Here is a 22492-nt window from a genome sequence, read left to right on the forward strand (position 1 = left end):
TGCGGGTGGCCGTGGGTGGAGGTACAGGCGAGGTACAGCACGGGGGCAGTCGTGGCTGGCGCTAACGTCTGGCGGCCTTGCGGCGATAGAAAGTCGAAGATCGTATCCACCAGGCTGAAGACATGAGGCGGTAGCAGTGGCGAGGTTCAACATTGGAATAGGCACGGGGGTTGGACCTGTGCGTGTTGGAGCTTCGAAGTCGTTCGGAGGCCGGAGCCGATCGACTAGCGCAAGCAAGCCGGGTCCGCTCGCTGCTGTATTGGCTGTTCTGATCGTCGTCCCGTTTATGGTCGTTCAGACCGTGGGCCTGGCCTGGGCCCTCGCGATTCTCGGAGCGCTGCTAGGGCTGGTGGCCCTATTGGTAGTCCGCTCAAATATCAAGAAGAAGCGTCGGCGCGCGGCGCGCGAGGCAGCGCGCGCGGCAAAGCTCGCAGCGAAGGCCGAGCGAAAAGCGACCAAGCGTCAGCGCTGGAGGCGGCAGGGTGATGCGGCGCCGGGGAGGCCTCGGCCGACGGTGCGCAATGCCCGCCTTCTACGCTAGCTGGCCCGCCTCCGTTATGTGCTCCCCGGGCGGACAGACGGGCTGGTACCGCCCGCCCTCGCTGGGTGGGGCGTCTTCCAGTCCCGGTGGCGCTCGTCCTGGACCCCAAGAGAACTCTGAAGTTCCAGGCTTCCCGCGCGGGTCATGGGTTGTCATAGCAGCCGTCCAATGGCGGCTTCCGTGCCAAGAAGGACGCCGAGGCGTACGCGCTGACCGTGGACTACTCGGCGATGCGCGGCGCAACCTTCGATCCGCGGAGCGGGGAGATGAGGTTTCGTGCAGCGGCGGCAGCCTGGCTGGAGTCTCGGCACGACCTGAAGTCCGGCACTCGTGCGGGGTACACCTACGCCCTAGCCCCAGCCGACCAGCACCGGGGCGACGCGCGAGAGCTTTGCATTGATGCGGTGCTGGGCGGGTACCCAGTGAACGCCATCACCCGCCCCCTCATTAGCGACTGGATCGCGAGGATGGTCGCCGCAAATAAGAAGCCTTCCACAGTCAAGCATGCGTACTTCCTGGTGCGTATGGTGCTGGGGCAGGCTGTAGCGGACGGGCGCGTAGCCGCCAACCCCGCCGACTACGTGAAGCTCCCGAGCGAGCGCGGCGTCGGCAGCGGTACACCGGGCCTCGTAGACGACCCCGACATGTTCCTCGCCCCCCCCCGCGCAGGTCCAGGCCCTCCAAGATGCCACGCCCTGGCCGTACAACGTGCTGGTGCATGTGGCCGCGTGGGCAGGCCTCCGGGCGGCCGAGCTGGGCGGCCTGCAAGTAGGCGACGTTGACGTGCCGAGCCTGCGATGCGCACCGCAGTCCGCCAGGCCCAGCGCGCCCACCAGACCAGGGCTACTGCGCGTGGAGCGGACGGTGGGCTTCCGCCCCGGCGACGAGCGCCCCACCTACGACGTGCCCAAGACGCGCGGATCGCGTAGGCGGGTACTGCTTCCGCCTGCTGCTGTGGCGGTACTGCGGGACTACCTGGCGCGCCACCCCCACGGCCCCGCCAGCCCCCGCTACGACCCGGTAGCGCCGCTGTTCCCTGGGTTCCGCCTGGCCGCCGACAAGCCGACGGGCCGCGCGGGCACTACCGCAGGAGCCCCGGCGGCTGCCCGCGCTACCGCCCAGGCTGCGCGGCTCGCGGAGCTCGACACTACCGAGGCCGCAGCCCGGCTCGACCTGGACTGGGGCGTGCCCGTCCGCCACCAGAACTTCTACAAGGCCGTCTACCGACCCGCCGTACTGCGGGCTAGCCTGGCCGCTAGCGAGCTAGGCGCTACCGCCCAGGCTGAAGTTTCACGCCCTACGCCACACCTACGCCTTGCTGTGCGTGGCGGCGGGGATCCCACCCCTAGAGATCGCCCGGTTCATGGGCCACGCCAAGGTCACTACGACCCTCTCCGTCTACGCCCACCTGTTCCAGGACGACCACACCGACGCTATGGCTGCCCTGGCGGGTATGGCTACGCCACCACCCGCGAACGTGGTCCCGATTAGGGGTGCAGGCTGAGGGCTTGAAGCTAACGGCGTGGCGTCGGCACGGGGGGACTTACGTTGTAGTGGAATGTGGCACGGTCGTCAGCTCCGTTGTATCGTTGGAACTCGCTTTCGTTGTGCACCGATATGCCGACGACACGACCTTCGCCGACGTGGCTTTTCGCGACAGTCCAGTCAAACGTGACGGTTGCTCCATATGCGTAGCCAAGTTCTTGGGGCATTACGTTGCTCGAATTGCCATAGAGTGTAAAGCGCCATGATATTTCGCGGTCATGTGGATCGGTGGCTGAACATTCAAAGGACACGGTTTGACCGATGCTTAGGCGCGGGATCCTGTCTTGCTTCTTATTCGTTCCGCTGCCCAGTTCATCGCCCAGAGAATCCCGTACGTAGTTAATTGATGCATAGAATGCGTCAGGTCCGGAAGAGGAGCTTCGGTAGATGGCGAGCAAGTTTTGAACTTGGCCTGCTACGCCTGCTAGCAAGTGTTTCTCAAATGGGGCTACGGGTCGAGCATGTGCAATCGTGTTTCGCACGCTCATCATAGTCTTGAGGTGAGCTTCGGTCCGCTTTCTGTCTTGTAGGATGGGTTGAACCTTTTCCCAGTGTTTAAAAATCAGGCGTTCGAGGTGATAAGCTTCTGTGTAGTCGAGTAGGTCGTCACTTACTTTGACGCCGTCTCGCCGTTTGTCTTCCTCGACGCGCTTTGCCTCTAAATCCGCGCGCTTTGGGTCGGGGAAATCATCGATCCAAGAAGCGCCGATCGCTGTCCGGACAACCTCGCGTAGCGCTGTTTCAGCGGCAGCCAGTTCTGTGTAAGCATCCACAGGAGCCAATGCCCCACCTGGTTCAATTGAATTTGGCAGAGTGCCGAGATAGGTCGCGAGGCTCGTGAGCGTTTTGGTGTCCGCGTGTATTAGCGTCTTGCCCCAGTCTACGTCGTCAATGCCCCTGTAGACGAGGTCGAATCCGAAACGTGTAACGAGCAACTCGATGTCGTCGTAGCTTCGACCGGATTCCAAGAGAGCATCACGTGTTGCGATTACTGTCTCGTAATGCTGGCCAGGATCGAGACTCCTGTCTGGTGCGTGCACGGGGCAGAGTGTACCAACGCTCGCCAACACATCCGAGGTACGGCGGAGGTACAGCCACCCCGCAGACGGCAAACGCCCTGGCGGAGGCTGAGGCCTCTACCAGGGCGTTTCGCGAGAGCCGATGACGGGAATCGAACCCGCGTATTCAGCTTGGGAAGGTGTTTCCGACCCCGAGCAGGCGTGCGAACGCGCAGGTAGGCGCCGTCCGTGTCGACAGGAAAAGTGCTGCTAGTTGGCTGTTTTGTCGACACGCCACCGCCCCGGCCTGGGCCGTTGCTGCGGGCGGCCCGCCCAAAAAGTGGAGGTGCTGTGGAGGTGCCAGGGCGGGGGCTACACCAGGTCCCAGTCCCGCTCGATGCGGGCCACCTCCGTGGCGAGAAAACTAGGAACCAGTCCGACGCGATCCTTCAGTGGGGTATCGAACAACTCATTCAGCTCGCTCAGGCTGGAATTGCTCATTCCGGCTCGCAAGGTAAGAAACCAATGTCGAGTCGTGAGCTTAGCGAGCGGCGGCAGCGTAAGTCCTGTGGTGTCGATGCTTCGACTCTTCTCTACTACGGATCGTGGCGGGTGCCGCTGAAGCTCTTCCTTCTGCAGCTCCTTGATGCCCTCCCGCCACTCGGCGATGCGCTGCACGCGGCGCTCGTGGCGGAGTTGCTTTTTCTTTACGCCCCACTGAGCCCAAGGGGCCAGCAGCGACGCTATGCCGCCGCTAACCGCCCCGGCTACACCGCCAATAGTGGCCACCCAAATCTCCGTTGCCATGCCACCGATGTTCTCATGGCGGCAGGGACCATCTAGTCCGCGATGCGCCGGCCCGTGTGGCGATGCGCCGCTTGACTTGTGCGGCGGGTGGCTTTGGTGCCCGCGCGGGCGGCTGCGGGGCTGCTGGCGGTGCGCGCGGCCCGCTTGCGCGCCGCCGTGGCAGCGGTGCTGGCGCTGCGCTGGGCGGCGCTGCTGCGCGCTGGCGGGGGCGTGCGGCTGATGCCCACGATCCCCTTGACCACTACCTGCCGCCCGCCCGGCGCGCGGTACCGGGCGCCTACTTTAGCGCCGGTCCATTTGCCGTCGCGGGTGGTGCCTAGGTGGCTCTCGGCCTTCAGGCTCCCCGTTACCATGCGGTCCAGCGCTAGGGGGCTGGCAAGCGTGCCGCCCACCGCCGCCCCGGCAGCGGCGCCAGCAAGCATTCCGGTGGACCACCGGCCTTGGCGGTCGCGGGGCTGATTGCGCCAGCTGGCCATGGCTAGGTCACCTCATCGGGGTTGGGCGGAAACGGATTGGCTACCGGCGGGCATAGCCAGCCCTGGCGTGGGGTGGCGGGCGGTGCTAGCCCCGCGCCCCAGCTGTACTCGCTGGGGCCGGGGGTGGTGTTGTGCTGGGCGGGCATGGTTACCACTTCAGCTCGGGGGCGGTGTAGGTGGGGTTGGTGGTTACTTGCAAGCACGCCGCCGCGCCCCGATGCCGGATGCCGGTACCAAAGCCCCGCGCGAAGAAGCTGTCTTGCAGGGGGTAGCGCTGGTCGCGCCCGGGGATCACGCGCAAGCCCTGGTACGCCAGGTTGGGGTGCTGCCGCAGCGCCACGGGGTTGGTAGCGCTGTTGGGGCCGCCGCTGGCCACCACGGCCACGTACCCAGCGGGGATAAACTCGCTCTCGATCAGCCACGCTGGCCCGTAGCTGCCCAGCACCGGCAGGTTGTGGAACTCGCCGGGTGCCACCTTGCCGACGATGTTGTCCTGCGTCAGGTACGCGGGGGCGCTGGCACTGCGGACAAAGTCGTACTTGGCGATAGGGGCGCTGGTCTCTCCACCCTCGGTGGGGCGGGACTCCTCTCCGGCCCGGAAGGCACTGATGGCGGCGGCCTCCTGCGGGTTGGCAAGGATTAGCAGCTGGCTACCGGCCTGGCGCCCGTAGCCCTTCTCGCTGACAAGGGTGATCAGGTCCTCAATGTCCATGCTGTCTACCGCTGCGGCGCCGCTGGCCAGGTAGTGCGTGGTGCTCTGCGAGAAGGCCTTGCCCAGGTAGGGCGGCGGGGTTATGCCGTCGTTGCCGGTGTACAGGCCAAACACGCGGTGGTGGTGCTCGTTGGCGCGCTCGGCGGGGTTTAGCAGCCGGTCCAGGATCGTGGTGGTGACTAGCTTGTTGTCGGCCTCCAGCACGCGGGTGAACACTGCGCGCACCTGCTCGGCCGAGGCGTCGCGCAGGAACTTCCACGTAAAGCGGCTGGCCTTGTCGTAGTCCTCAAAGTCGTAGCCCATCAGTAGCGCGTCGGCGGGCTCGCGCACGCCGGTGGGCTCGCCGTACTCGCTGGCGCGGTCAAAGCTCTCGCTGTGCAGCGCCTGGGGGATGGGCTCGGCCACGGCGGTGGTGGGGTGGCTTACCAGCTGCGTAATGGCCGAGCGCTCCTGGTTGAACAGGTCCAGCACTTGCGCGATCTCGTCCCAGATGGTGTTCAGGTCTACGCCGTCGGCTGTCTGGTTGACCAGCACGCCGCCTTGGTCGCTGTAGCCGCTGTCGCCGCCGAATATTGGTGCGATCCAATCCGCGGAAAATGTAGTCGACATTCTATCTCTCATTCTTTTAGTTCGCCTAGGGCGCGTGTAAGTTGTCATTCATTGTAGGCTCGCTGCACGTGCGCCGGACGCCGAGAAAACAAATGGCGCGCGTTGATGTATTTGCGCGTAAATGGGTGTAGTTTTATGTATGCCGCTGTTGATTGCGCGGCGTTTCTTTCTGTCAGACCGAGGAGAAAAGAAATGGGACGTACAGTTCCCGTGCAAGATCCGCTCAAGGCGCGCAGCGCCCCCAGCTACGACCCCACCGTGCCCGTGCTGAGCTGCGCCGCCGTGGTGGCGTACGCGCGGGCCGTGGGCAATCCGTACATCACCGTGCGCACGGTGCAGCACGCCACCACCACCGGGCAGCTAGCCAGCAGCAAGGTGGCCGGGCGCCGGATGTACAGCGAGCACAACGTGCGCGCATGGCTGCGGGGTGATCGCGCATGAGCGACTACCGAGCCCTGGCGTGGGGCGCGCTACAGGGCGCGCGCGGCACGGCGGACGCGGCCAGCCCGCTGGGCGACCAGATAGACGCCGCGCTGCGGCAGCGTCGCTATACCCCGGCGGCCGCGTGGGACGTGCGCGTGCGGCGAGCGGTGCGGCAGGCCGCCACCCAGCCGTGCGAGCTGGCCAGCACCGAGCTGCTGCTAGCCACATTGCTGGACCGTGGCCACAGCAACAACCCGCGCGGGGGCGCGGCTGCCTTTGCTGCGGGCATGGCGGTGCAGCTGGCGGGGCCGGTGGGCGTGCAGCGCGTGCGCTGGCGTGACCCCGGCGTTGCCTTCAGCGAGCACACCGAATGGCCCGTGCCGCCGGACTTCAGCGTGGAGCGGGTATGCCGCATGGTCCTGCATCACTGGGCGCACACGTGCTACTGGTGCGGCGATCGCCTGAGCGAGTATGGGGACTTTGGGATGCTCGTGGGCATGGGTGCGGCAACGGCGTTGTTCAGCACGTGCCAGCGGTGCCAGTACGGCTTTACGTGCGTGGACGGCCAGATGAGCGGCTACGACTTCGTCGCCTTTGACGACTGGGCGCCCAGCAACAACTGGCCGATTGACCGCCTGTGCTGATGCACAGGCCTGCCGCCATCATCTAGAATCTTGAGGACCGTTGTGTAGAAGGCCCTTCGACTAGCAATCGAAGATTAGGAGCCGATCAGCGGACCACCTTGCTAGAGGTGCGTCCGGGATCGGCTTTTTCTGATTCTGGACTTTCCTCTGGCGTGCAGCCAACAAACGCGATACGCCCCGGCCAAGGGGGCTCAATCCAAGGCCGGGGCGGCGGTGCCAAAGGAGCAATAGCAGTGACAAGTATACCTGAAAAGCCACGGGGAACGGGCTTCTCGCGGTGGTACGAAGATTTCTTCGATTTGAACGACCGGGCGGACCCCAACAAGCCACACGACAGGAAGCCATCGGAGATGGAGCGGCGGGGGTGGAATCCGGCGCCGCGCGCGTGGATCACAGAGCCCCAAGGCGAGCACAGCGGTTTCCGCTTCTTCCTGCCGCCTTACGTTCCCGAGGGGATCAACGAGCTGCCTCTGCCCCAGGCGGCGTTGCAGTACGCCCTGGCGGGCTGGTGGGTGCTGCCCACCGCGCCGCAACACATAAAGAACCCCGGCAGCGTGGTGGGTGGCCGCTGGCAGGACAAGTCCACCAGGGACCTGCAACAGATCCGGGAGTGGTGGGAGGAGAATCCCCACTACGGCATCGCCTTGCATGTGGGCCGGTCGGGCGCGGTGGCGTTTGACCTGGATGTAGACGAGATGCCCGAGAAGTTCCGCGATTGGCTTCCGCCGGGGCTGTTGCAGCACACCCGTGGCGCGGGTAGTGCCCGGGGCCACTACGTGTTCGGGGTGCCGCCGGGTGTGCAGGTGGGCAACGCGGCGGGCGGGTTCGGCCCGTATGGCGACGTGCGCGGCAAGGGCGTGATCATCGCGGCCCCCACGCCGCACCCCAGTGGCGGGCAGTACCGCATCGCGCCCAGCGCAGAGGGCCGCACATTGCCCGCGCTGCCTGACGAGGCCTGGGCTGTGGTCAAGGCGCACGCGGGCGAGGCAGCCGAGTCCGCCACCCCAGACGAGCTGAAGGCGTTCTACGCGAGCTGTACGGCCAGCGACCGGCCCGCCGCGCTACAGGTGCCGGTAGGTAAGTTCACCAAGGGGGAGGGCAGCCGCCACGAGAGACTGGTTGAGGTGTTGCCGTGGGCGTTCCGCGAGGCGCTGGCCGGGTGGTATCCAGCTCGGGCAGCCGCCACCCAGCTGGAGGAGGCGTTCCATGCCGCGTTCGACGGCACGGAAGGGCGCCGCCCCGGCCCCAACGAGTTTCAGCGCGCGGCGCTGTGGGCGCTGGCGCAGGCCCGACTAGCCGACCCGGAGGACACGCGGCGACGGATGGACCGGGAATCGGGATTGCCCGCGACCGACGAGGAGGCGTTCTGGCGGTCGCGCGCCGTGCTGGGGCAAGTTCGGCAGTTCGCGCGGGCGCGGCGGGCTAGCCCGTGGGCGGTGCTGGGCGTGGTGCTGGCGCGTGTTGCGGCTGGCATTCCGCCGGGTGTGGTGCTGCCGCCGCTAACGGGCGGCCGCAGCACCCTGAACCTGTTTGTTGCGCTATGCGGGCCGCCGGGCGCGGGCAAAGGGGCTGCGGAGGCTGTCGGCAAGGAAGCGGTGACCTTTCAGGACGAGCCCTACATCGCGCCACCCGGCACTGGCGAGGGGCTGGTGAAGCAGTTTGCGTACAAGCAGAAGCAGAATGGGCTATATCTGCAGGTCAACGTCCGTGAAGCAGTGCTGCTGAAAGCCGACGAGATAGACACCCTGGCGGCGTTGTTCAGCCGTAGCGGTGCAACGCTGCTGCCCGAGCTACGCAAAGCGTGGATGGGCGAGCTGCTGGGTTTTGGCTACGCGACGCCAGAGAAGGCTGTCAGCTTGCAGGGGCATCGGTACAGGCTGGCCATGACAGTTGGAGTGCAGCCGGGGCGGTCGCGGGTGCTGTTTGACGACGCCGACGGCGGTACGCCGCAGCGTTTTCTGTGGATGCCGGTAGAGGACCCCAGCGCCCCCGACGCAGCGCCCCCAGAGCCGACGGAGTGGAAGCTGGCTGCTTGGCCGGGGCAAGAGACCAAGTTGTTCGACAAGTTCTATCGTTTGGACGAACCGGTGGCCGCTAGTGAGCTCACCCATTTGCGGCTGCCGCCTGCGGTAGCGCGACATGTAGACGACGAGCGCGTGGCGCGGTTGCGCGGGGCGCAGCCCCGCGACCAGCTGGACGCGCACACCACCCTGATGAGGTTGCGGGTGGCGGCTTTGCTCATGGCGCTGGATGGCCGCACCAAGGAGGTAACAGATGAAGACTGGGCGCTAGCGGAAACAGTGATGGTGGTTAGCCAGGCCACCCGCGCGCAGGCGCAGCGAGCGCTCGCCGCCGAGGCCCAGGCCCGCAACAAGCAGGCGGGGCGCGCGCAGGGGGCGCGAACCGCAGCGGCTGAGGAAGTGCTCGAAGAATCCCGCCTGGACCGCGTTCTAAAGCTCATTCCGCAGCATGTAGAGAAACACGGCAAGCAAACGCGGCGCGATCTATCTAAGCGCCTCAAGCTAGAGCTGAGGGGGTACCTCGACGAAGCCGTTGACCGGCTAGCCAAGGCTGGTGTGGTGGCTAAGGTGCCCGGCAAGCAGGGCAGTTACACGGTGCAGCTAGCGGGGCAATAGGTGGGGTACGTGGGGTACGCCGTACCCCACCCCACATAAAAACTTGGCGCCCCCGCAGGCCCCCGGGTTTGCAAAAGACCAGGTAGAGAGAGAATTGTTCATTTCGCGTATAGGGTTTTGGGGCTGTTTTTTGCAGGCGGTGGGGTACTGGTACCCCAGTACCCCACCTAGCGGGTTTTGGTACCCCGCCCTGAGCGGGGCAAAAGGATGGAGGAGAAAGTGACTGAGAATCACGCTAGGCCCAAGCGCAAGTACGAGCGGAATCCAGAGCGGAGGCGGTGCAGCGCCCGCACCACCAGCGGACACCCATGCAAAAAGTCACCTATCAACGGGGCCACGGTGTGCCGCACGCATGGCGGCGCGGCGCCCCAGGTTAAGGCGGCGGCGCGGCGGCGCCTGGAAGAGGCCGCCGACCGCGCGGCGGCGCAGCTGCTAAAGCTGGCTACCGAAGACGGCGTGAGCGACAGCGTAAAGCTGGCCGCCATAAAGGACGTGCTGGACCGCGCAGGCGTCAGCGCGCGCACAGCGGTAGACGTCAACGTGAACCCCGAGCCCTGGCAGCAGATGTTCGCGGAGCTGGCTAGCGGTGGCCGTGCGGCCAGCCGCGCCGCGCGCGGGGTGCCCACGGGCCAGGTTGTGGACGCCGATTGGGTGGAGAACGAGCTAGCGCTCGCCACAGCAGTTGAAAAACCACCCGCCCCGGCCGCCAGCCCCACGGCGCCCGCAAGGCCCGCAGCGGCCACCACAGCCCCGGCACGGGGCAAGTGCCCGCCGGTGCCCCGGCGGCGGCGCAGGCGCGGCTAGCCCTGGGGGTGCGAGCGCCTACTAAAGTCGCAGATCAGGCCCTGTTTTGCGCGTGGTGATCGAACGTATGTTCGGGTAGTGTTTGGGGCGTACTAAACGCACTAAACGTCCGATTAGGGCGTTGGGTGCCCCCAACTCACTACGGGAGCGGACATTGGACACCACAGCACCCCTGCGGGTAATCGGCTACGTGCGGGTCAGCACGCAGCAGCAGGGCGCGCACGGCCACGGCCTGGCGGCGCAGCGGCACGCACTGGAGCACTGGTGCGCGGCCAACGGCCACGAGTTGCTGACCGTCATTACTGACGTCGTGGGCGGCACGCGCACGGACAAGATGCACGGCAGGCAGGTGGCCATCGCAGCGATTGAGTCCGGCGTGGCCGATGCACTGCTGGTGCGCGCGCTGGACCGCGCCACCCGCGACCAGGAGGACGCGGCCAAGCTGTTCAAGCGGGCGGAGCGCTACGGCTGGCGGCTAATGGATTGCGACAAGGCCGACAGCGGCGACCCCAGCCAGCGCTTGCTAGCCGACATCCGCCTGGCCGTGGCAGCGGAGGAGAAGCGCAAGATCAGCGAGCGCACCCGCGAGGGCCTGCACCGCGCGCGCCGGGCGGGCAAGCGGCTGGGGCGCCCGCCCATGATCACCCCTGAGCTGGCAGCGCGCATTGTGGTGCTGCACGCACAGCAAGGCCTGGGGGCCAAGGCCATTGCGCGCCAGTTGACCGCAGAGGGTATTCCCACGCCTAGCGGGGGCGCGCAGTGGCAATACAGCACCGTGCGGGGTGTGCTGGCCCGCGCCGCTCAGCAGGCGGTGGCGTGATGGCCAGCGTGCAGCGCAAGACGCTGAAGTCCGGCGCCACCCGGTACGAGGTGCGCTACCGCACGCCCGACGGCAAGTGCCGCAGCAAGGGTGGATTCACCACCAAGGCTGACGCCGAGGCCTACGCCACCAGCATCGACTACAAGCAGAACAGGGGCCACGCCTGGGACGCCAGGGCCGGGCAGGTGCTGTTTGGCGCCGCCGCCGCCCAGTGGCTAGCCAGCAGGCACGACCTAAAGCCCCGCACCCGCGCGGGCTACGCCAACCATCTGCGCCCCGGCGGACCTATTAACGCCGCCTTTGGCGGGTACCCGCTGGCCAAGATCACGCGGCAGCAGATCAGCGACTTTGTGCAAGGCCTGGTGGCGGCGGGCAAGGCGCCCAGCACCGTACGGCACGAGTACTTCGTCGTCAGGATGGTGCTGGCGCAAGCGGTGGTGGATGGCCGCCTGGACGTTAACCCCGCCGACCACGTAAAGGTGCCCAGCGAGACCAGTGCCCAGGGCAGCGCCCCCGGCGTGGTGGACGACCCCGCCCAGTTCCTCACGGCGGCGCAGGTCCAGGCCCTCCAAGACGCCACGCCCTGGCCGTACAACGTGCTGGTGCACGTGGCCGCGTGGGCGGGGCTGCGCGCCGCCGAGCTGGGCGGCCTGCAAGTGGGCGATGTTGACCTGCCCGCCCCCAGCCGCAACCCCAACCGGCCCGGCGCGCTGCGGGTGGAGCGCACCGCCATCGTGGTGCACGGCGCCCAGGTGTACGACGTGCCCAAGACCAAGGGCAGCCGCCGGCGGGTGCCGTTAACACCCGCCACCACGGCGTTGCTGCGCGCGTACCTGGCGCGCCACCCCCGCGCCCATTGCGCCACCGCTCCGTTGTTCCCGGCGTTCCGGCTGATCCCGGAGCGGCCCACCGGGGTTAGGGCCGCCCGCCCGGCGGCGGCGGTGCTGGGCGACCTGTCCGCGGAGCAGGCCGCCGCGCGGCTAGACCTCGATTGGAACGCCCCGCTGCGCCACCAGAACTTCTACAAGGCGGTGTACCGCCCGGCGGTGCTGCGCGCCAACCGGCTGACCCACGCAGGTTTGCCCGCTGCGTTGCGCTTCCACGCGCTGCGGCACACCTACGCCAGCCTGTGCGTGGCGGCGGGGCTGCCGGCCCTGGCCATAGCCAAGTACATGGGCCACGCCAAGGTCACCACCACGCTGACCATCTACGCACACCTGTTTGACGAGGACCACACCGACGCCATGACCGCCTTGGGCGCGCTGGGCCAGCCCGCGCACAGCGGCAACGTAGTGCCGATCAGGGACGCAGGCTAGCGGTGCCGATCGACCCAAGCGTCCGCCCGCTTACTTGTGCAAGCTCGACGCGAAGGGAGCTAGCCTCGACTAGAGCTGCGCCATGTACTAGCAGTTTGGCGTTGCGAAGGGAATGCGGCAATCTATATGGGGCCTGTCTCGCTTTGCTGATTGGCGAATCCTGCAGTTGCTTGGAGCGCGGTGTCTAATCGCATGAACCAGTCGGCAGTTCTTGCAAATTTGGGATGTTCGAGAGGGCGAGTCTTGTTGGTTGATTAGTCAACCGGCTGTAGGGCAGGCATGGCATAGACCCTGCATATGCCAACCGACAATTTTGTGCGTGTCTACCTGACGCATGTGTTCGATGGGTCACTGCTAGCCATTTACCATCGCAGGGAGGTCGTAAGCCAGGTGCAATAGCTGGCGCGTGAATTTCGCGACATCCATAGCGTCATCAGCGGCAATGCCGGGGAGTTCGTGGTTTGCTTCGTTTCCTACAACCTTGATTCTATCCACCCACGTACGCATATGTTTAGTGATTATGCCCTCGCTCTGAAGGTGTTCAAGCGCTTCTGCGAAGGTGGGCGAACGGTCCCTGGCGTTCTTCTCGGGCAATCCGTGGGTGACGGCCATGTGAAAGAGAAGCTTGCGGCACATCATCACGGCGGCAGTATTAGCGCCTACCGACAAGCACCCCCGAACCTCAAGCCAAGCCTCAAGGTCTGCGCCTCCGAGATGCTCTGGGTCGTCAAGGGGCATGGTGGCAGGGCTTGTTTTGCTTCCATTTATTACTAGGCCACGGAAGCAGTTGACACAGCGGAGCCATTCCACGTAGTGGCGTTCTCGCCGATCACCCAACGGATCTGTATTCGCAACGACGATCATCTGGGTGCCAGAGCAAAATGGGCAGTCAGCAAGGCGCCAAGCCTCCTCGCTATTTTCCTCAAGCCGCCCACGGCACCGGATTGAAACGTACAGATCACTGTTGATTGCCACGCTGACGATCGTCTCACGCCGCACCGACAAGTCCGTACAGCCGCGCCCCGCGCCTGAGGTGCTGCGGAGGTGCCAGCTTGCCCCGCAACGCGAAACGCCAGCCCAGAAATATGCTCTGAGCTGGCGTTTCGCGAGAGCCGATGACGGGAATCGAACCCGCGTATTCAGCTTGGGAAGCTGATGTTCTGCCATTGAACTACATCGGCGCTGCAGCGTGCGTGCTGCGGTATGCGAGTGTAGCAAGCTTTCGCGCGCTGTTCCTGTCGCCGGTGGTCGCGACGGCGGGCGTGTCGGGCGGAGGGCGAGCTGGGCGCCGGGACCAGCGCGGCCGGGTCCCCGCGCGAGTGGAAACTTTTCCCGCTTGGAGGGTGCGAAGTTTCCACCAGCGGAGCGGGCTCGGGCTCCCGTGCTCGCAGAGCGCCCCTGCGCCGACGCAGAACCACGGCGCCGCACCGGTAGGCTGTGCCGATGCTTCTTTCTGATAGGGATATCCGCGCGGAGATCGGGGCGGGCCGGCTGGGCCTAGAGCCGTTCGATGATGTGCTGGTGCAGCCGTCGAGCGTGGATGTGCGGCTGGACAACATGTTCCGGGTCTTCAACAACACGCGGTACACCCATATCGATCCGAAGCTGCAGCAGGATGAGCTGACATCGCTGGTGGAGGCGCCGGAGGGGGAGCCATTCGTACTGCATCCGGGGGAGTTCGTGCTTGGGTCGACGCTGGAGGTGTGCAGCTTGCCCGACGATCTGGCGGGCCGGCTGGAGGGGAAGTCGTCGCTGGGGCGACTGGGCTTGCTGACGCACTCGACGGCTGGGTTCATTGACCCGGGCTTCAGTGGGCACATCACGCTGGAGCTGTCGAACGTGGCGAACCTGCCGATCACATTGTGGCCGGGCATGAAGATCGGCCAGTTGTGCTTGATCCGCTTGTCGAGCCCGGCGGAGTTCCCGTATGGCAGCGCGCGGACGGGGTCGAAGTACCAGGGCCAGCGGGGCCCGACGCCGTCGAGGTCGTACTTGAACTTCCGCACGTAGGGCCCGTGCTGTGGTCACGGAGAGATACGTCATAGTGAACCGGTAGCCGGACTTCACCGATTGGTCGGGCTTCATTAACTCGCACTGCCTAGGGTTTGGGGCATGGCGATTCGGATGACGGTGTTCGGTACGGGCTATCTCGGTGCAACGCATGCCGCGTGCATGGCCGAGCTCGGCCACGAGGTGCTGGGCGTGGACGTAGATGCGCAGAAGATCGAGCGGCTCAAGGTCGGCGATGTCCCGTTCTACGAGCCCGGCCTGCCTGAGGTCCTCAAGCGGAACATCGAGGCGGGACGCCTGAAGTTCACTACGTCGTACGAGGAAGCAGCGGAGTTCGGCGATGTGCACTTCATCGGAGTGGGCACCCCGCAGCGGCGCGGCGAGTACGCGGCGGACCTGAAGTACGTGCACAGCGTGATCGACACGCTGGGTCCTTTGCTGGCGCGCCCGGCATTGATCGCGGGCAAGTCGACGGTTCCGGTGGGCACGGCCACGGAGCTCGCGGAGCGCGTGGCACGGCTCGCCCCGGCCGGTGACCAGGTGGAGCTGGCCTGGAACCCGGAGTTCCTGCGCGAGGGCTTCGCCGTCAAGGACACCCTCGAGCCCGACCGGATCGTGGCGGGCGTGCAGCCTGGTGGAAAGGCGGAGGCGATCCTGCGGGAGGTCTACGCCAAGGCGGTTGATGCGGGCACACCGTTCCTCGTGATGGACTACGCCACCGCGGAACTGGTCAAGGTGAGCGCGAACGCGTTCCTCGCGACGAAGATCTCGTTCATCAACGCCATGGCAGAGATGTGCGAGGCCGTGGGCGGGGATGTCACGTTGCTCGCCGACGCGATCGGGCATGACGCCCGCATCGGGCGCCGGTTCCTCAACGCTGGACTCGGCTTCGGCGGGGGCTGCCTGCCCAAGGACATCCGGGCGTTCATGGCCCGCGCGGGCGAGCTAGGCGCCGATCAAGCACTGACGTTCCTCCGGGAGGTGGACAACATCAACATGCGGCGACGCGGCCGCATGGTCGAGATCGCCACCGAGGCGCTCGGTGGCACGCTGATCGGCAAGAACGTCGCGGTCCTCGGCGCAGCGTTCAAGCCCGATTCCGATGACGTGCGCGACTCCCCGGCCCTCAACGTAGCGGGAATGTTGCAGCTCAAGGGAGCCGCGGTCAGCGTGTATGACCCGAAGGCAATGGACAATTCGCGCAAGGTGTTCCCCACGCTCGGCTATTCCGATTCCGTGGTCGATGCGTGCGAGAAGGCTGATGTCGTGCTGGTGCTCACCGAGTGGCCGGAGTTCCGGGAGCTCGCCCCCGCGGAGCTCGAGGGCGTGGTGCGTGGTCGCGTCATCGCCGACGGCCGCAACTGCCTCGATGCCCGCAAGTGGATGGACGCAGGCTGGACGTATCGCGCGCTGGGACGCAATCTCTCGACGGTCTAGGACGGTTCCGGCCAGGGGCATGCCGCGGCATTCGTATTCGGTGACCGATCGGTTTCGATTTGACTGCGAAGCACTACAGTTGCCAGATTTCCACGATGTCGAGCGTTCACACTCATCCCTAACGGCGTGCGGGCCAGCGAAGGCCGCTACGGAAGGGACGCTAGGTGGGATCGTTACTGGGAATCGCGATGGACGCAGGACACGTGCGGTCCGCGTTGCGCTACCCCGACGGGGCCTGCGACGAGCAGTGCATTCCCATCATCGATGGTGCGTACGCGGAAGCAGTGGTGGCCGCTGTCACCACCATGCAGGACTGGGTGGCGCGAACCAAGGCTGCCCGGTTCACCACCGTTGTGGTGGCGTGCCCGATGGAATCACAGAACCCGTCGGTGCTCGAGGCGCTATCCGCGATCGAATCGATCACGGTGCGATTCGTGGACTTCGCGGAGGCACAATGGGCCTACCTCGAGGAGATCGGCGCCTACACCCCGCCAGGAAATGTCATCCTGCACGGCCAGGGCGATCAGGGAACGATATTCAGCCTCATCGACCCCGCAGCTGGGGAATGCCTCGCGCGGGCATACGATCCGACGCTGAGCCTGCGCACGATCGATGACGCGATCGCCTCGATCGTTGGTACCCGCGCGCGGATAGATCATCTCCGCCACACGCTCATCGACCGCGAGTCGATCGCGCTGGGCCGCCACCGCACGATCGACCGGGAAGACGTGGCCCGGGTGGTCGACGGCGTGGCACAGCGGTCATTCCGTAGCTCCCTCGACGTGGCCCACCAGTTCGGCATCTCGGCGGAGTCGATCGTCCTCCTCGGCACGGCCTCCGTGCTCGTCGCGCCGATAGCCCGAAACTACCGGTCTGTTCCGCTCGTGGTCGCGGAGGATCCCACCGCGATCGCGGCGATAGGCGCTGCCGTGCTCCTCGCGCGCACCGACCCTGCTGCCGGTGGCGCACCCGTGGAGTTCGGAGCGGGGCTGGTCGTTCCTCGATCTGCGGATCGCCGCGCGAGGGCGCTGGGGCGCAATTCTCTGGCGTCCCGTGGACTCACGCGGGCAGCCGCTGTGATCGCGCTGCTCGCTACTACTGGGCTCGGGATCCACCTGACCACGGACATGACCTCGTCGGGCTCAGCGTCCATGGTCATCGACGGTCCGCTCGCGGAGTCCCTGCCAGGGCAGGGCAAGGCCCGCGACGATGTGCTGCTGCGGCAGGACCGCACGAGTGCGGAAAAGCCCGCTCCCAGCCGGTCCGAGACCGCGGGTGAGGGGTCAGGCGAACCGACGCCACCCGGACCTTCCGCGCCGCCCGCCGCCACGGAGCAAGCCTTCGAGACAGAGCAATCGCCTGAGAATGCGCCACCGCCTGAACCAACGCCGACTGAACCAGTCCCGCAGGAACCGGGCCCGGCGGCGGCAGGATCACAAGGAGCGCCGCAGCAGCCGGCCGTACCGCCTCAGCGGCCAGAGGGTTGGGTTCCCGCGGCCGAGCCCGCGCCCGCTCCGGAACCGCCGCCTGCGCAGGAGCCTGCACCGGCCCCTCGGCCTGCACCGGCACCCCAGACGGACCCGGCACCTCAGTCAGCGCCTGCACCAGCGCCTGAACCCCTCCCAGCGCCTGCACCAGCGCCGCAGCCCGAGGCGGTTCCAGACGCTGACACCTCGATCATTGAGGTCCCGCTGGACCTCGGCTGACCTGCCGTATCACCTACTGCGAGTAGCTGGCGAGGAAGTTGCCGATCCGTTCGATCGCCACCGTGAGGTCCCTCGAGTAGGGGAGCGTGACAATGCGGAAGTGGTCCGGGGCGGGCCAGTTGAAGCCAGTGCCCTGGACGACAAGGATCTTCTCGTGCAGCAGCAGGTCCTGCACGAACTGCTCGTCGTTGTGGATCTCGTGCACCTCGGGATCGAGGCGAGGGAAGCAGTACAGCGCACCACGCGGCTTCACGCAGCTCACGCCGGGAATCGAGTTGAGGCGTTCCCAGGCGGTGTCGCGCTGCTCGAGCAGGCGGCCTCCCGGGAGTATCAGCTCATTGATGGACTGGTGCCCGCCAAGCGCTACCTGGATGGCATGCTGCGCCGGGACGTTCGGGCATAGTCGCATCGAGGCGAGCAGGTTGATGCCCTCGAGGAAGCTCGTCGCATGATCCTTGGGGCCGGTGATCACCAGCCAGCCGGATCGGTAGCCCGCTACGCGGTACGCCTTGGATAGCCCGTTGAACGTCAGCGACAGCAGGTCGGGAGCGAGGGTCGCGAGGGAGACGTGCTTCGCGTCGTCGTAGAGGATGCGGTCGTAGATCTCGTCGGCGAGCAGCAGGAGCCGATGCTTGCGCGCGAGGGAAACGAGCTCGTTGAGCACATGCTCCGAGTAGACAGCGCCCGTGGGATTGTTCGGGTTGATCACCACGATCGCTTTGGTCTTCTTGGTGATCTTGGACTCGATGTCCGCGACATCCGGGTTCCAGTCATCCTCTTCCGCGCATCGGTAGTGCACGGGAGTACCACCGGCAAGGCTGGTGGCAGCTGTCCACAGCGGGTAGTCGGGTGCCGGGATGAGTACCTCGTCTCCGTTGTCGAGCAGGGCCTGCATGACCATCACGATGAGCTCGGAGACGCCATTGCCGAGGAAGACGTCATCGACATCGAACTCGGGGAAGCCTGGCACGAGCTCGTAGCGGGTGACGATGGCACGCCGGGCCGAGAGAATGCCCTTGGAATCGGAATAGCCCTGCGCGTAGGGGAGCGCGGCGATCATGTCCCGCATGATCACATCGGGTGCCTCGAAGCCGAACGGGGCCGGGTTGCCGATGTTGAGCTTGAGGATCCGATGCCCTTCCGCCTCGAGCCTGGCCGCGTGCGCGTGCACGGGGCCACGGATCTCGTAGAGGACGTCCTGCAGCTTGCTCGACTGCTGCAGGACGCGCGGCTGGTAATGATGCGGATGCAGGGGATCGTTTCGGCTCACGTGTTCATCGTGCCACTGCTGTCGAGCGAATATGCACGGACCTACCGGAGATGGCGCGGCCCGCGCTCATGACCGCGGACCTTGCCGGCCTGCTACCGGCAGGAGCTCGCCACAAAGCCGTGGCCCCCGCTTCCCGGGGTGGGAGCGGGGGCCACGGTGCTATTGCCTGGCTAGGCTAGCTGGCGCCCTGTCCGGGACGCTTGGCGCCGGGCTGGATCCCGAGGCCCTTCGGCTTGGGCTTGTCATCGGAAGCTGGCTTGTCGGCCGCTTCGGGCTTGCCGGTCGACGACTCATCGGACGTGCTCGCAGCATCATCGGAAGCTGGTTCCGCTGGTGCCTTGGGCTCCGCCTCGGGCTTGGGCTCGGCAGCCTTGGGTGCCTCGCTCGGCTCCGGCTTCTCCGGGGCCGACTCTGCAGGAGCCGACTCTGCAGGGGCTGCCTCTGCCGGAGCGGGCTCTGCTGGAGCAGCCTTCTCCGGCGCGGGCTTCGCGGAACCCGCGGCCTGGGACCCTGGCCGCTTGGCAGCGGCCTTCATCTGCAGCCCGCCCTTGGCAGGCGCCTTTGCCGGAGCTTCCTTCGGGGTTGCTTCCGGCTGGGGCGTCTCGGCCTTCGGGGCCTCCGGCTCGGCGGCTGGCTTGCTCGCCGCAGCAGGCTTCTCCTGGGCTGGCTTGTCCTGTGCAGGCTCCTCCGTCGCTGGCTTGTCGGCGGCTGGCTGCTCGGCGGCGGGCTTGGCAGCGGGAGCGGCGGCCTTGGCGCCGGGGCGCTTGGCCGCGGCCTTCATCTGCAGGCCGCCCTTGGCGGGTGCCTTGGCCGGTGCCGCCGCGGCCTTTGCCGGAGCGTCGTCCGTGGCGTCTGCCGGCTTTGCCTCCGCAGGCTCGCTTGGCTTCTCGGCAGCTGGCTCCTCGGCGGCGGGCTTGGCAGCAGGTGCTGCGGCCTTGGCGCCGGGGCGCTTGGCCGCGGACTTCATCTGCAGCCCACCCTTTGCAGGTGCCTTGGCAGGCGCTCCCGACTCGCTCTTGGCCGGCTCGTCCTCCGCCGGCTCGTCCTTCGCCGCGTCAGGCTCGGCTGCAGGGGCGGCCTTGGCGCCTGGGCGCTTGGTGGCCTTGACCTGCAATCCGCCCTTGGCGGGCGCCTTGGCCGCGGCAGGCTTTGCTGGTGCATCGCTGCCCGCGGCGGGTGCTGCTTCCTTGGGCTCGGTCTCCACGGCCGCGGTCGCCTTGGGTGCTGCGGTGGCAGCGGCGGCGACCCGGGCGGGGGAGCGCTTGGAGCCGACGGTGACTCCCTCGGGCATTCCGCGCTTGACGCCCTCGAGGAGCATCATTGCCACGTCCACGACCTCGACGCCCTCGCCCTTGCCGGTTTCCTGGCGGGCCGTCACGCCGTCGGAGATCATCACGCGGCAGAACGGGCAGCCGGTGGCGATCTTCTGGGCGTTGGTGTCGAGGGCCTCGTCGGTGCGCTCGACGTTGACGCGCTTGCCGAGGTGCTCCTCCATCCACATGCGCGCGCCACCCGCGCCGCAGCACAGGGACCGCTCGCCGTGGCGTGGCATCTCGGTGAGCGTGGCGCCCGATGCGGAGACAAGCTCGCGGGGTGCCTCGTAGATCTTGTTGTGCCGACCGAGGTAGCAGGGGTCGTGATAGGTGGTGATGCTCTTCGACGGCTCGTTGACGGGAATGAGCCGCTTGTCGCGCACCAGCCGGTTGAGCAGCTGGGTGTGGTGGACGACCTCGAAGTCGCCGCCGAGCTGCGGGTACTCGTTGCCGATGGCGTTGTAGCAGTGCGGGCAGGTCACGACGATCTTGCGCTGCGACTGCGCGCGGCCCTCGAAGACGTCGTTGAACGTCTCGATGTTCTGCTGGGCGAGCGTCTGGAACAGCAGCTCGTTGCCCGCGCGGCGGGCGGAGTCACCGGTGCAGGTCTCGCCGGTGCCAAGCACCATGAACTCGACGCCTGCGATGTGCAGGAGCTCGGCGACCGCCTTGGTGGTGCGCTTGGCGCGGTCCTCGAACGCGCCGGCGCAGCCGACCCAGAACAGGTACTCGGTGTCGCCGAACTCGCCCTCGTAGACGGGGATGTCGAAGTCGACCTCGTCGATCCACTTCACGCGGTCCTTGGCGTTCTGGCCCCAGGGGTTGCCCTTGACCTCGAGGTTCTTGAACAGGCCCGCGAGCTCGGACGGGAACGCCGACTCGATGAGGACCTGGTAGCGGCGCATGTCGATGATGTGATCGACGTGCTCGATGTCGACGGGGCATTGCTCCACGCACGCGCCGCAGGTGGTGCAGCTCCACAGGACCTCGGGGTCGATGACGCCGTCGGTGGCGGGGTCGCCGGTGACCTCGCCGACGAGTGGTCGACCTGCCTCGATGCGGGCAGCCTCGGGGATCTTGGCGAGGGCTTCCTCATCGGGGTTGCCGTCGGCGTCAACGAGGCCGATCTCCTCGCCGGCCATGTCCTTGCGGCCACCGGCGAGCAGGTAGGGGGCCTTGGCATAAGTATGGTCGCGCAGCGAGAGGATCAGCAGCTTCGGGGAGAGGGGCTTGCCGGTGTTCCAGGCGGGGCACTGGGACTGGCAGCGGCCGCACTCGGTGCAGGTGGTGAAGTCGAGCAGGCCCTTCCAGGAGAAGTCCTCGGCCTTTCCGGCACCGAACGCGTCGGTCTCGGGGTCGGCCTCCTCGAGCTCGAGGACCTTGCCGCCGGACATCATGGGCTTGGCGGCGCCGAGCGCGACCCCGCCGTCGTCCTCGCGCTTGAAGTAGATGTTGAAGAACGCGGAGAAGCGGTGCCAGGCCACGCCCATGGTGATGTAGCGGCCGACGATGAGCAGCCAGATCATGCCGGAGAACAGCTTGATCATGGCGAAGATGGAGACCAGGACCGGCTCGGCGGGAAGCAGCTCGGCGATCCAGCGCGTAGCGAAGTAGGAGATATCGTTTCCGCCATAGACGGCGTACTTGGAGGCGCGGACGAAGACGACGCCAAGGCCCTCGATGAGTACGACGGCCTCGACGAAGTAGGCCTGCCAGAAGCTGGAGCCGGAGAAGCGTGACATCCGGTCGGGACGGCGTGGATGGTTGCGCTGGCGGACGATGATGAGCGCGATGATGCCGACGACGGTGCCAATGCCGAGCAGCTCCATGAGGAGGCTCCAGACAAAGAGGTCACCGATGATGGGCCAGTGGAAGTGCGGGTTGTACGTCTCGCCGTAGGCCTCGAGCCAGGCCGAGGCTCCCAGGAGGAAGCCGAGCATCACGAGCCAGTGCGCCCAGCCCACGGAACGGAACTTGTTCATGCGGGTGTGGGCGAGGAACTCGATCATGAGTTGCTTGAACCGCGGCCAGACGGGGAACAGGCGTGTTCCGTCTGGCTGGCCGAGCCGGATGGTCTGCACCATCTTCCAGGCGCCGGCCCAGAAGATGATCCAGCATGGAATGCTGACGACTGCGGCGATGGTGCCGAGCGTCAGCGTAACGGGCGTCACGTCGCTCATGTCGTCGTGGCCTTTCTGTCGTGGCGGCGTGTGCCGCCAGCCGTAAGCCGTCCGCTTCCCCCTATGTTACCCGCGAGTAACTTAAGGTGCGATTCTCGCGGGACGCGGGGTATTCCTGTGCGGTTGTGTCGCGGCGAGGCCTGCGCATCCCATGCTCGCCTCGCCTAGTGCCAGCGTTTCGTGGTCCAGTCGGGGCATGAGCACCTGATCGCGCGCACACTCGTCTGTCCTAACGGTATTACGTG

The 22492-nt window shown here is 66.5% G+C and carries 18 protein-coding genes, 1 tRNA gene and 1 pseudogene; 11 read left to right on the forward strand and 9 right to left on the reverse strand.

The features are described from left to right. Positions 1–1865: 1865 nt before the first annotated feature. On the forward strand, positions 1866–2045 hold the full coding sequence (locus tag QC765_RS07065; RefSeq protein WP_278313731.1) for a hypothetical protein: 180 nt from the start codon (positions 1866–1868) through the stop codon (positions 2043–2045). A 10-nt stretch (positions 2046–2055) separates the two neighbouring features. Here QC765_RS07065 and QC765_RS07070 read toward each other — a convergent pair whose 3' ends face one another. From QC765_RS07070 to QC765_RS07090, 5 genes are all read right to left on the reverse strand, one after another. Then, complete coding sequence (locus QC765_RS07070) at positions 2056–3126, reverse strand: hypothetical protein (RefSeq protein ID WP_278313732.1); 1071 nt, start codon at positions 3124–3126, stop codon at positions 2056–2058. 330 nt (positions 3127–3456) lie between these two features. Then, positions 3457–3891: a hypothetical protein gene (locus tag QC765_RS07075; protein WP_278313733.1), complete on the reverse strand. Its 435-nt coding sequence runs from the start codon at positions 3889–3891 to the stop codon at positions 3457–3459. A 32-nt stretch (positions 3892–3923) separates the two neighbouring features. Continuing rightward, positions 3924–4367 carry a hypothetical protein gene (locus QC765_RS07080; protein ID WP_278313734.1) on the reverse strand — a complete coding sequence of 148 codons (444 nt, stop codon included), beginning with the start codon at positions 4365–4367 and terminating at the stop codon, positions 3924–3926. A 2-nt stretch (positions 4368–4369) separates the two neighbouring features. Next, positions 4370–4513: a hypothetical protein gene (locus tag QC765_RS07085; protein WP_278313735.1), complete on the reverse strand. Its 144-nt coding sequence runs from the start codon at positions 4511–4513 to the stop codon at positions 4370–4372. A gap of 2 nt (positions 4514–4515) precedes the next feature. Next, the gene (locus QC765_RS07090) at positions 4516–5688 is read right to left on the reverse strand and encodes a hypothetical protein (protein WP_278313736.1); all 1173 of its coding nucleotides are present in this window, start codon (positions 5686–5688) and stop codon (positions 4516–4518) included. Positions 5689–5880: 192 nt separating this feature from the next. On the opposite strand from QC765_RS07090, the gene QC765_RS07095 reads away from it, so the two are divergent. The 7 genes and pseudogenes from QC765_RS07095 to QC765_RS07120 all read left to right on the forward strand — a co-directional run bounded on the left by QC765_RS07095 (position 5881) and on the right by QC765_RS07120 (position 12331). Beyond that, positions 5881–6129, forward strand: coding sequence for a hypothetical protein (locus QC765_RS07095; RefSeq protein WP_278313737.1), 249 nt, complete (start codon positions 5881–5883; stop codon positions 6127–6129). Beyond that, positions 6126–6755: a hypothetical protein gene (locus QC765_RS07100; RefSeq protein WP_278313738.1), complete on the forward strand. Its 630-nt coding sequence runs from the start codon at positions 6126–6128 to the stop codon at positions 6753–6755. The genes QC765_RS07095 and QC765_RS07100 overlap by 4 nt, the downstream gene beginning before the upstream one ends. 233 nt (positions 6756–6988) lie before the next feature. Further along, positions 6989–9391, forward strand: coding sequence for a bifunctional DNA primase/polymerase (locus QC765_RS07105; RefSeq protein WP_278313739.1), 2403 nt, complete (start codon positions 6989–6991; stop codon positions 9389–9391). A 207-nt stretch (positions 9392–9598) separates the two neighbouring features. Further along, a pseudogene (locus QC765_RS16485) lies at positions 9599–9745 on the forward strand (hypothetical protein); the annotation flags it as partial. A 102-nt stretch (positions 9746–9847) separates the two neighbouring features. Next, positions 9848–10195 (forward strand): hypothetical protein, encoded by a 348-nt coding sequence (locus QC765_RS07110; protein ID WP_278313740.1) that lies wholly within the window; start codon positions 9848–9850, stop codon positions 10193–10195. 154 nt (positions 10196–10349) lie between these two features. Beyond that, on the forward strand, positions 10350–11015 hold the full coding sequence (locus QC765_RS07115; RefSeq protein WP_278313741.1) for a recombinase family protein: 666 nt from the start codon (positions 10350–10352) through the stop codon (positions 11013–11015). Then, positions 11015–12331, forward strand: coding sequence for a tyrosine-type recombinase/integrase (locus tag QC765_RS07120; RefSeq protein WP_278313742.1), 1317 nt, complete (start codon positions 11015–11017; stop codon positions 12329–12331). Before QC765_RS07115 ends, QC765_RS07120 begins: the two co-directional genes overlap by 1 nt. Before the next feature lie 354 nt (positions 12332–12685). Here QC765_RS07120 and QC765_RS07125 read toward each other — a convergent pair whose 3' ends face one another. Together QC765_RS07125 and QC765_RS07130 are read right to left on the reverse strand one after the other, a co-directional pair. Further along, positions 12686–13306, reverse strand: coding sequence for a DUF4145 domain-containing protein (locus QC765_RS07125; protein ID WP_278313743.1), 621 nt, complete (start codon positions 13304–13306; stop codon positions 12686–12688). A gap of 135 nt (positions 13307–13441) precedes the next feature. Continuing rightward, positions 13442–13512, reverse strand: a tRNA-Gly gene (locus tag QC765_RS07130). 262 nt (positions 13513–13774) lie between these two features. Here QC765_RS07130 and dcd point away from each other — a divergent pair. The 3 genes from dcd to QC765_RS07145 all read left to right on the forward strand — a co-directional run bounded on the left by dcd (position 13775) and on the right by QC765_RS07145 (position 17484). Beyond that, positions 13775–14341: a dCTP deaminase gene (gene dcd, locus QC765_RS07135; RefSeq protein WP_278313744.1), complete on the forward strand. Its 567-nt coding sequence runs from the start codon at positions 13775–13777 to the stop codon at positions 14339–14341. Between the two features lie 102 nt (positions 14342–14443). Next, on the forward strand, positions 14444–15778 hold the full coding sequence (locus QC765_RS07140; RefSeq protein ID WP_278313745.1) for a UDP-glucose dehydrogenase family protein: 1335 nt from the start codon (positions 14444–14446) through the stop codon (positions 15776–15778). Between the two features lie 188 nt (positions 15779–15966). Next, positions 15967–17484 carry a hypothetical protein gene (locus QC765_RS07145; protein ID WP_278313746.1) on the forward strand — a complete coding sequence of 506 codons (1518 nt, stop codon included), beginning with the start codon at positions 15967–15969 and terminating at the stop codon, positions 17482–17484. 13 nt (positions 17485–17497) lie between these two features. On the opposite strand, the gene QC765_RS07150 is transcribed toward QC765_RS07145, so the two are convergent. Together QC765_RS07150 and QC765_RS07155 are read right to left on the reverse strand one after the other, a co-directional pair. Then, positions 17498–18754 carry a pyridoxal phosphate-dependent aminotransferase gene (locus QC765_RS07150; protein ID WP_278313747.1) on the reverse strand — a complete coding sequence of 419 codons (1257 nt, stop codon included), beginning with the start codon at positions 18752–18754 and terminating at the stop codon, positions 17498–17500. 175 nt (positions 18755–18929) lie between these two features. Beyond that, a complete protein-coding gene (locus QC765_RS07155) occupies positions 18930–22247 on the reverse strand; it encodes a heterodisulfide reductase-related iron-sulfur binding cluster (protein ID WP_373876701.1) in 3318 nt (1105 codons plus the stop codon). Positions 22248–22492 lie beyond the last annotated feature (245 nt).

It is taken from the genome of Hoyosella levis, assembly GCF_026008515.1.
Taxonomy (GTDB): domain Bacteria; phylum Actinomycetota; class Actinomycetes; order Mycobacteriales; family Mycobacteriaceae; genus Lolliginicoccus; species Lolliginicoccus levis.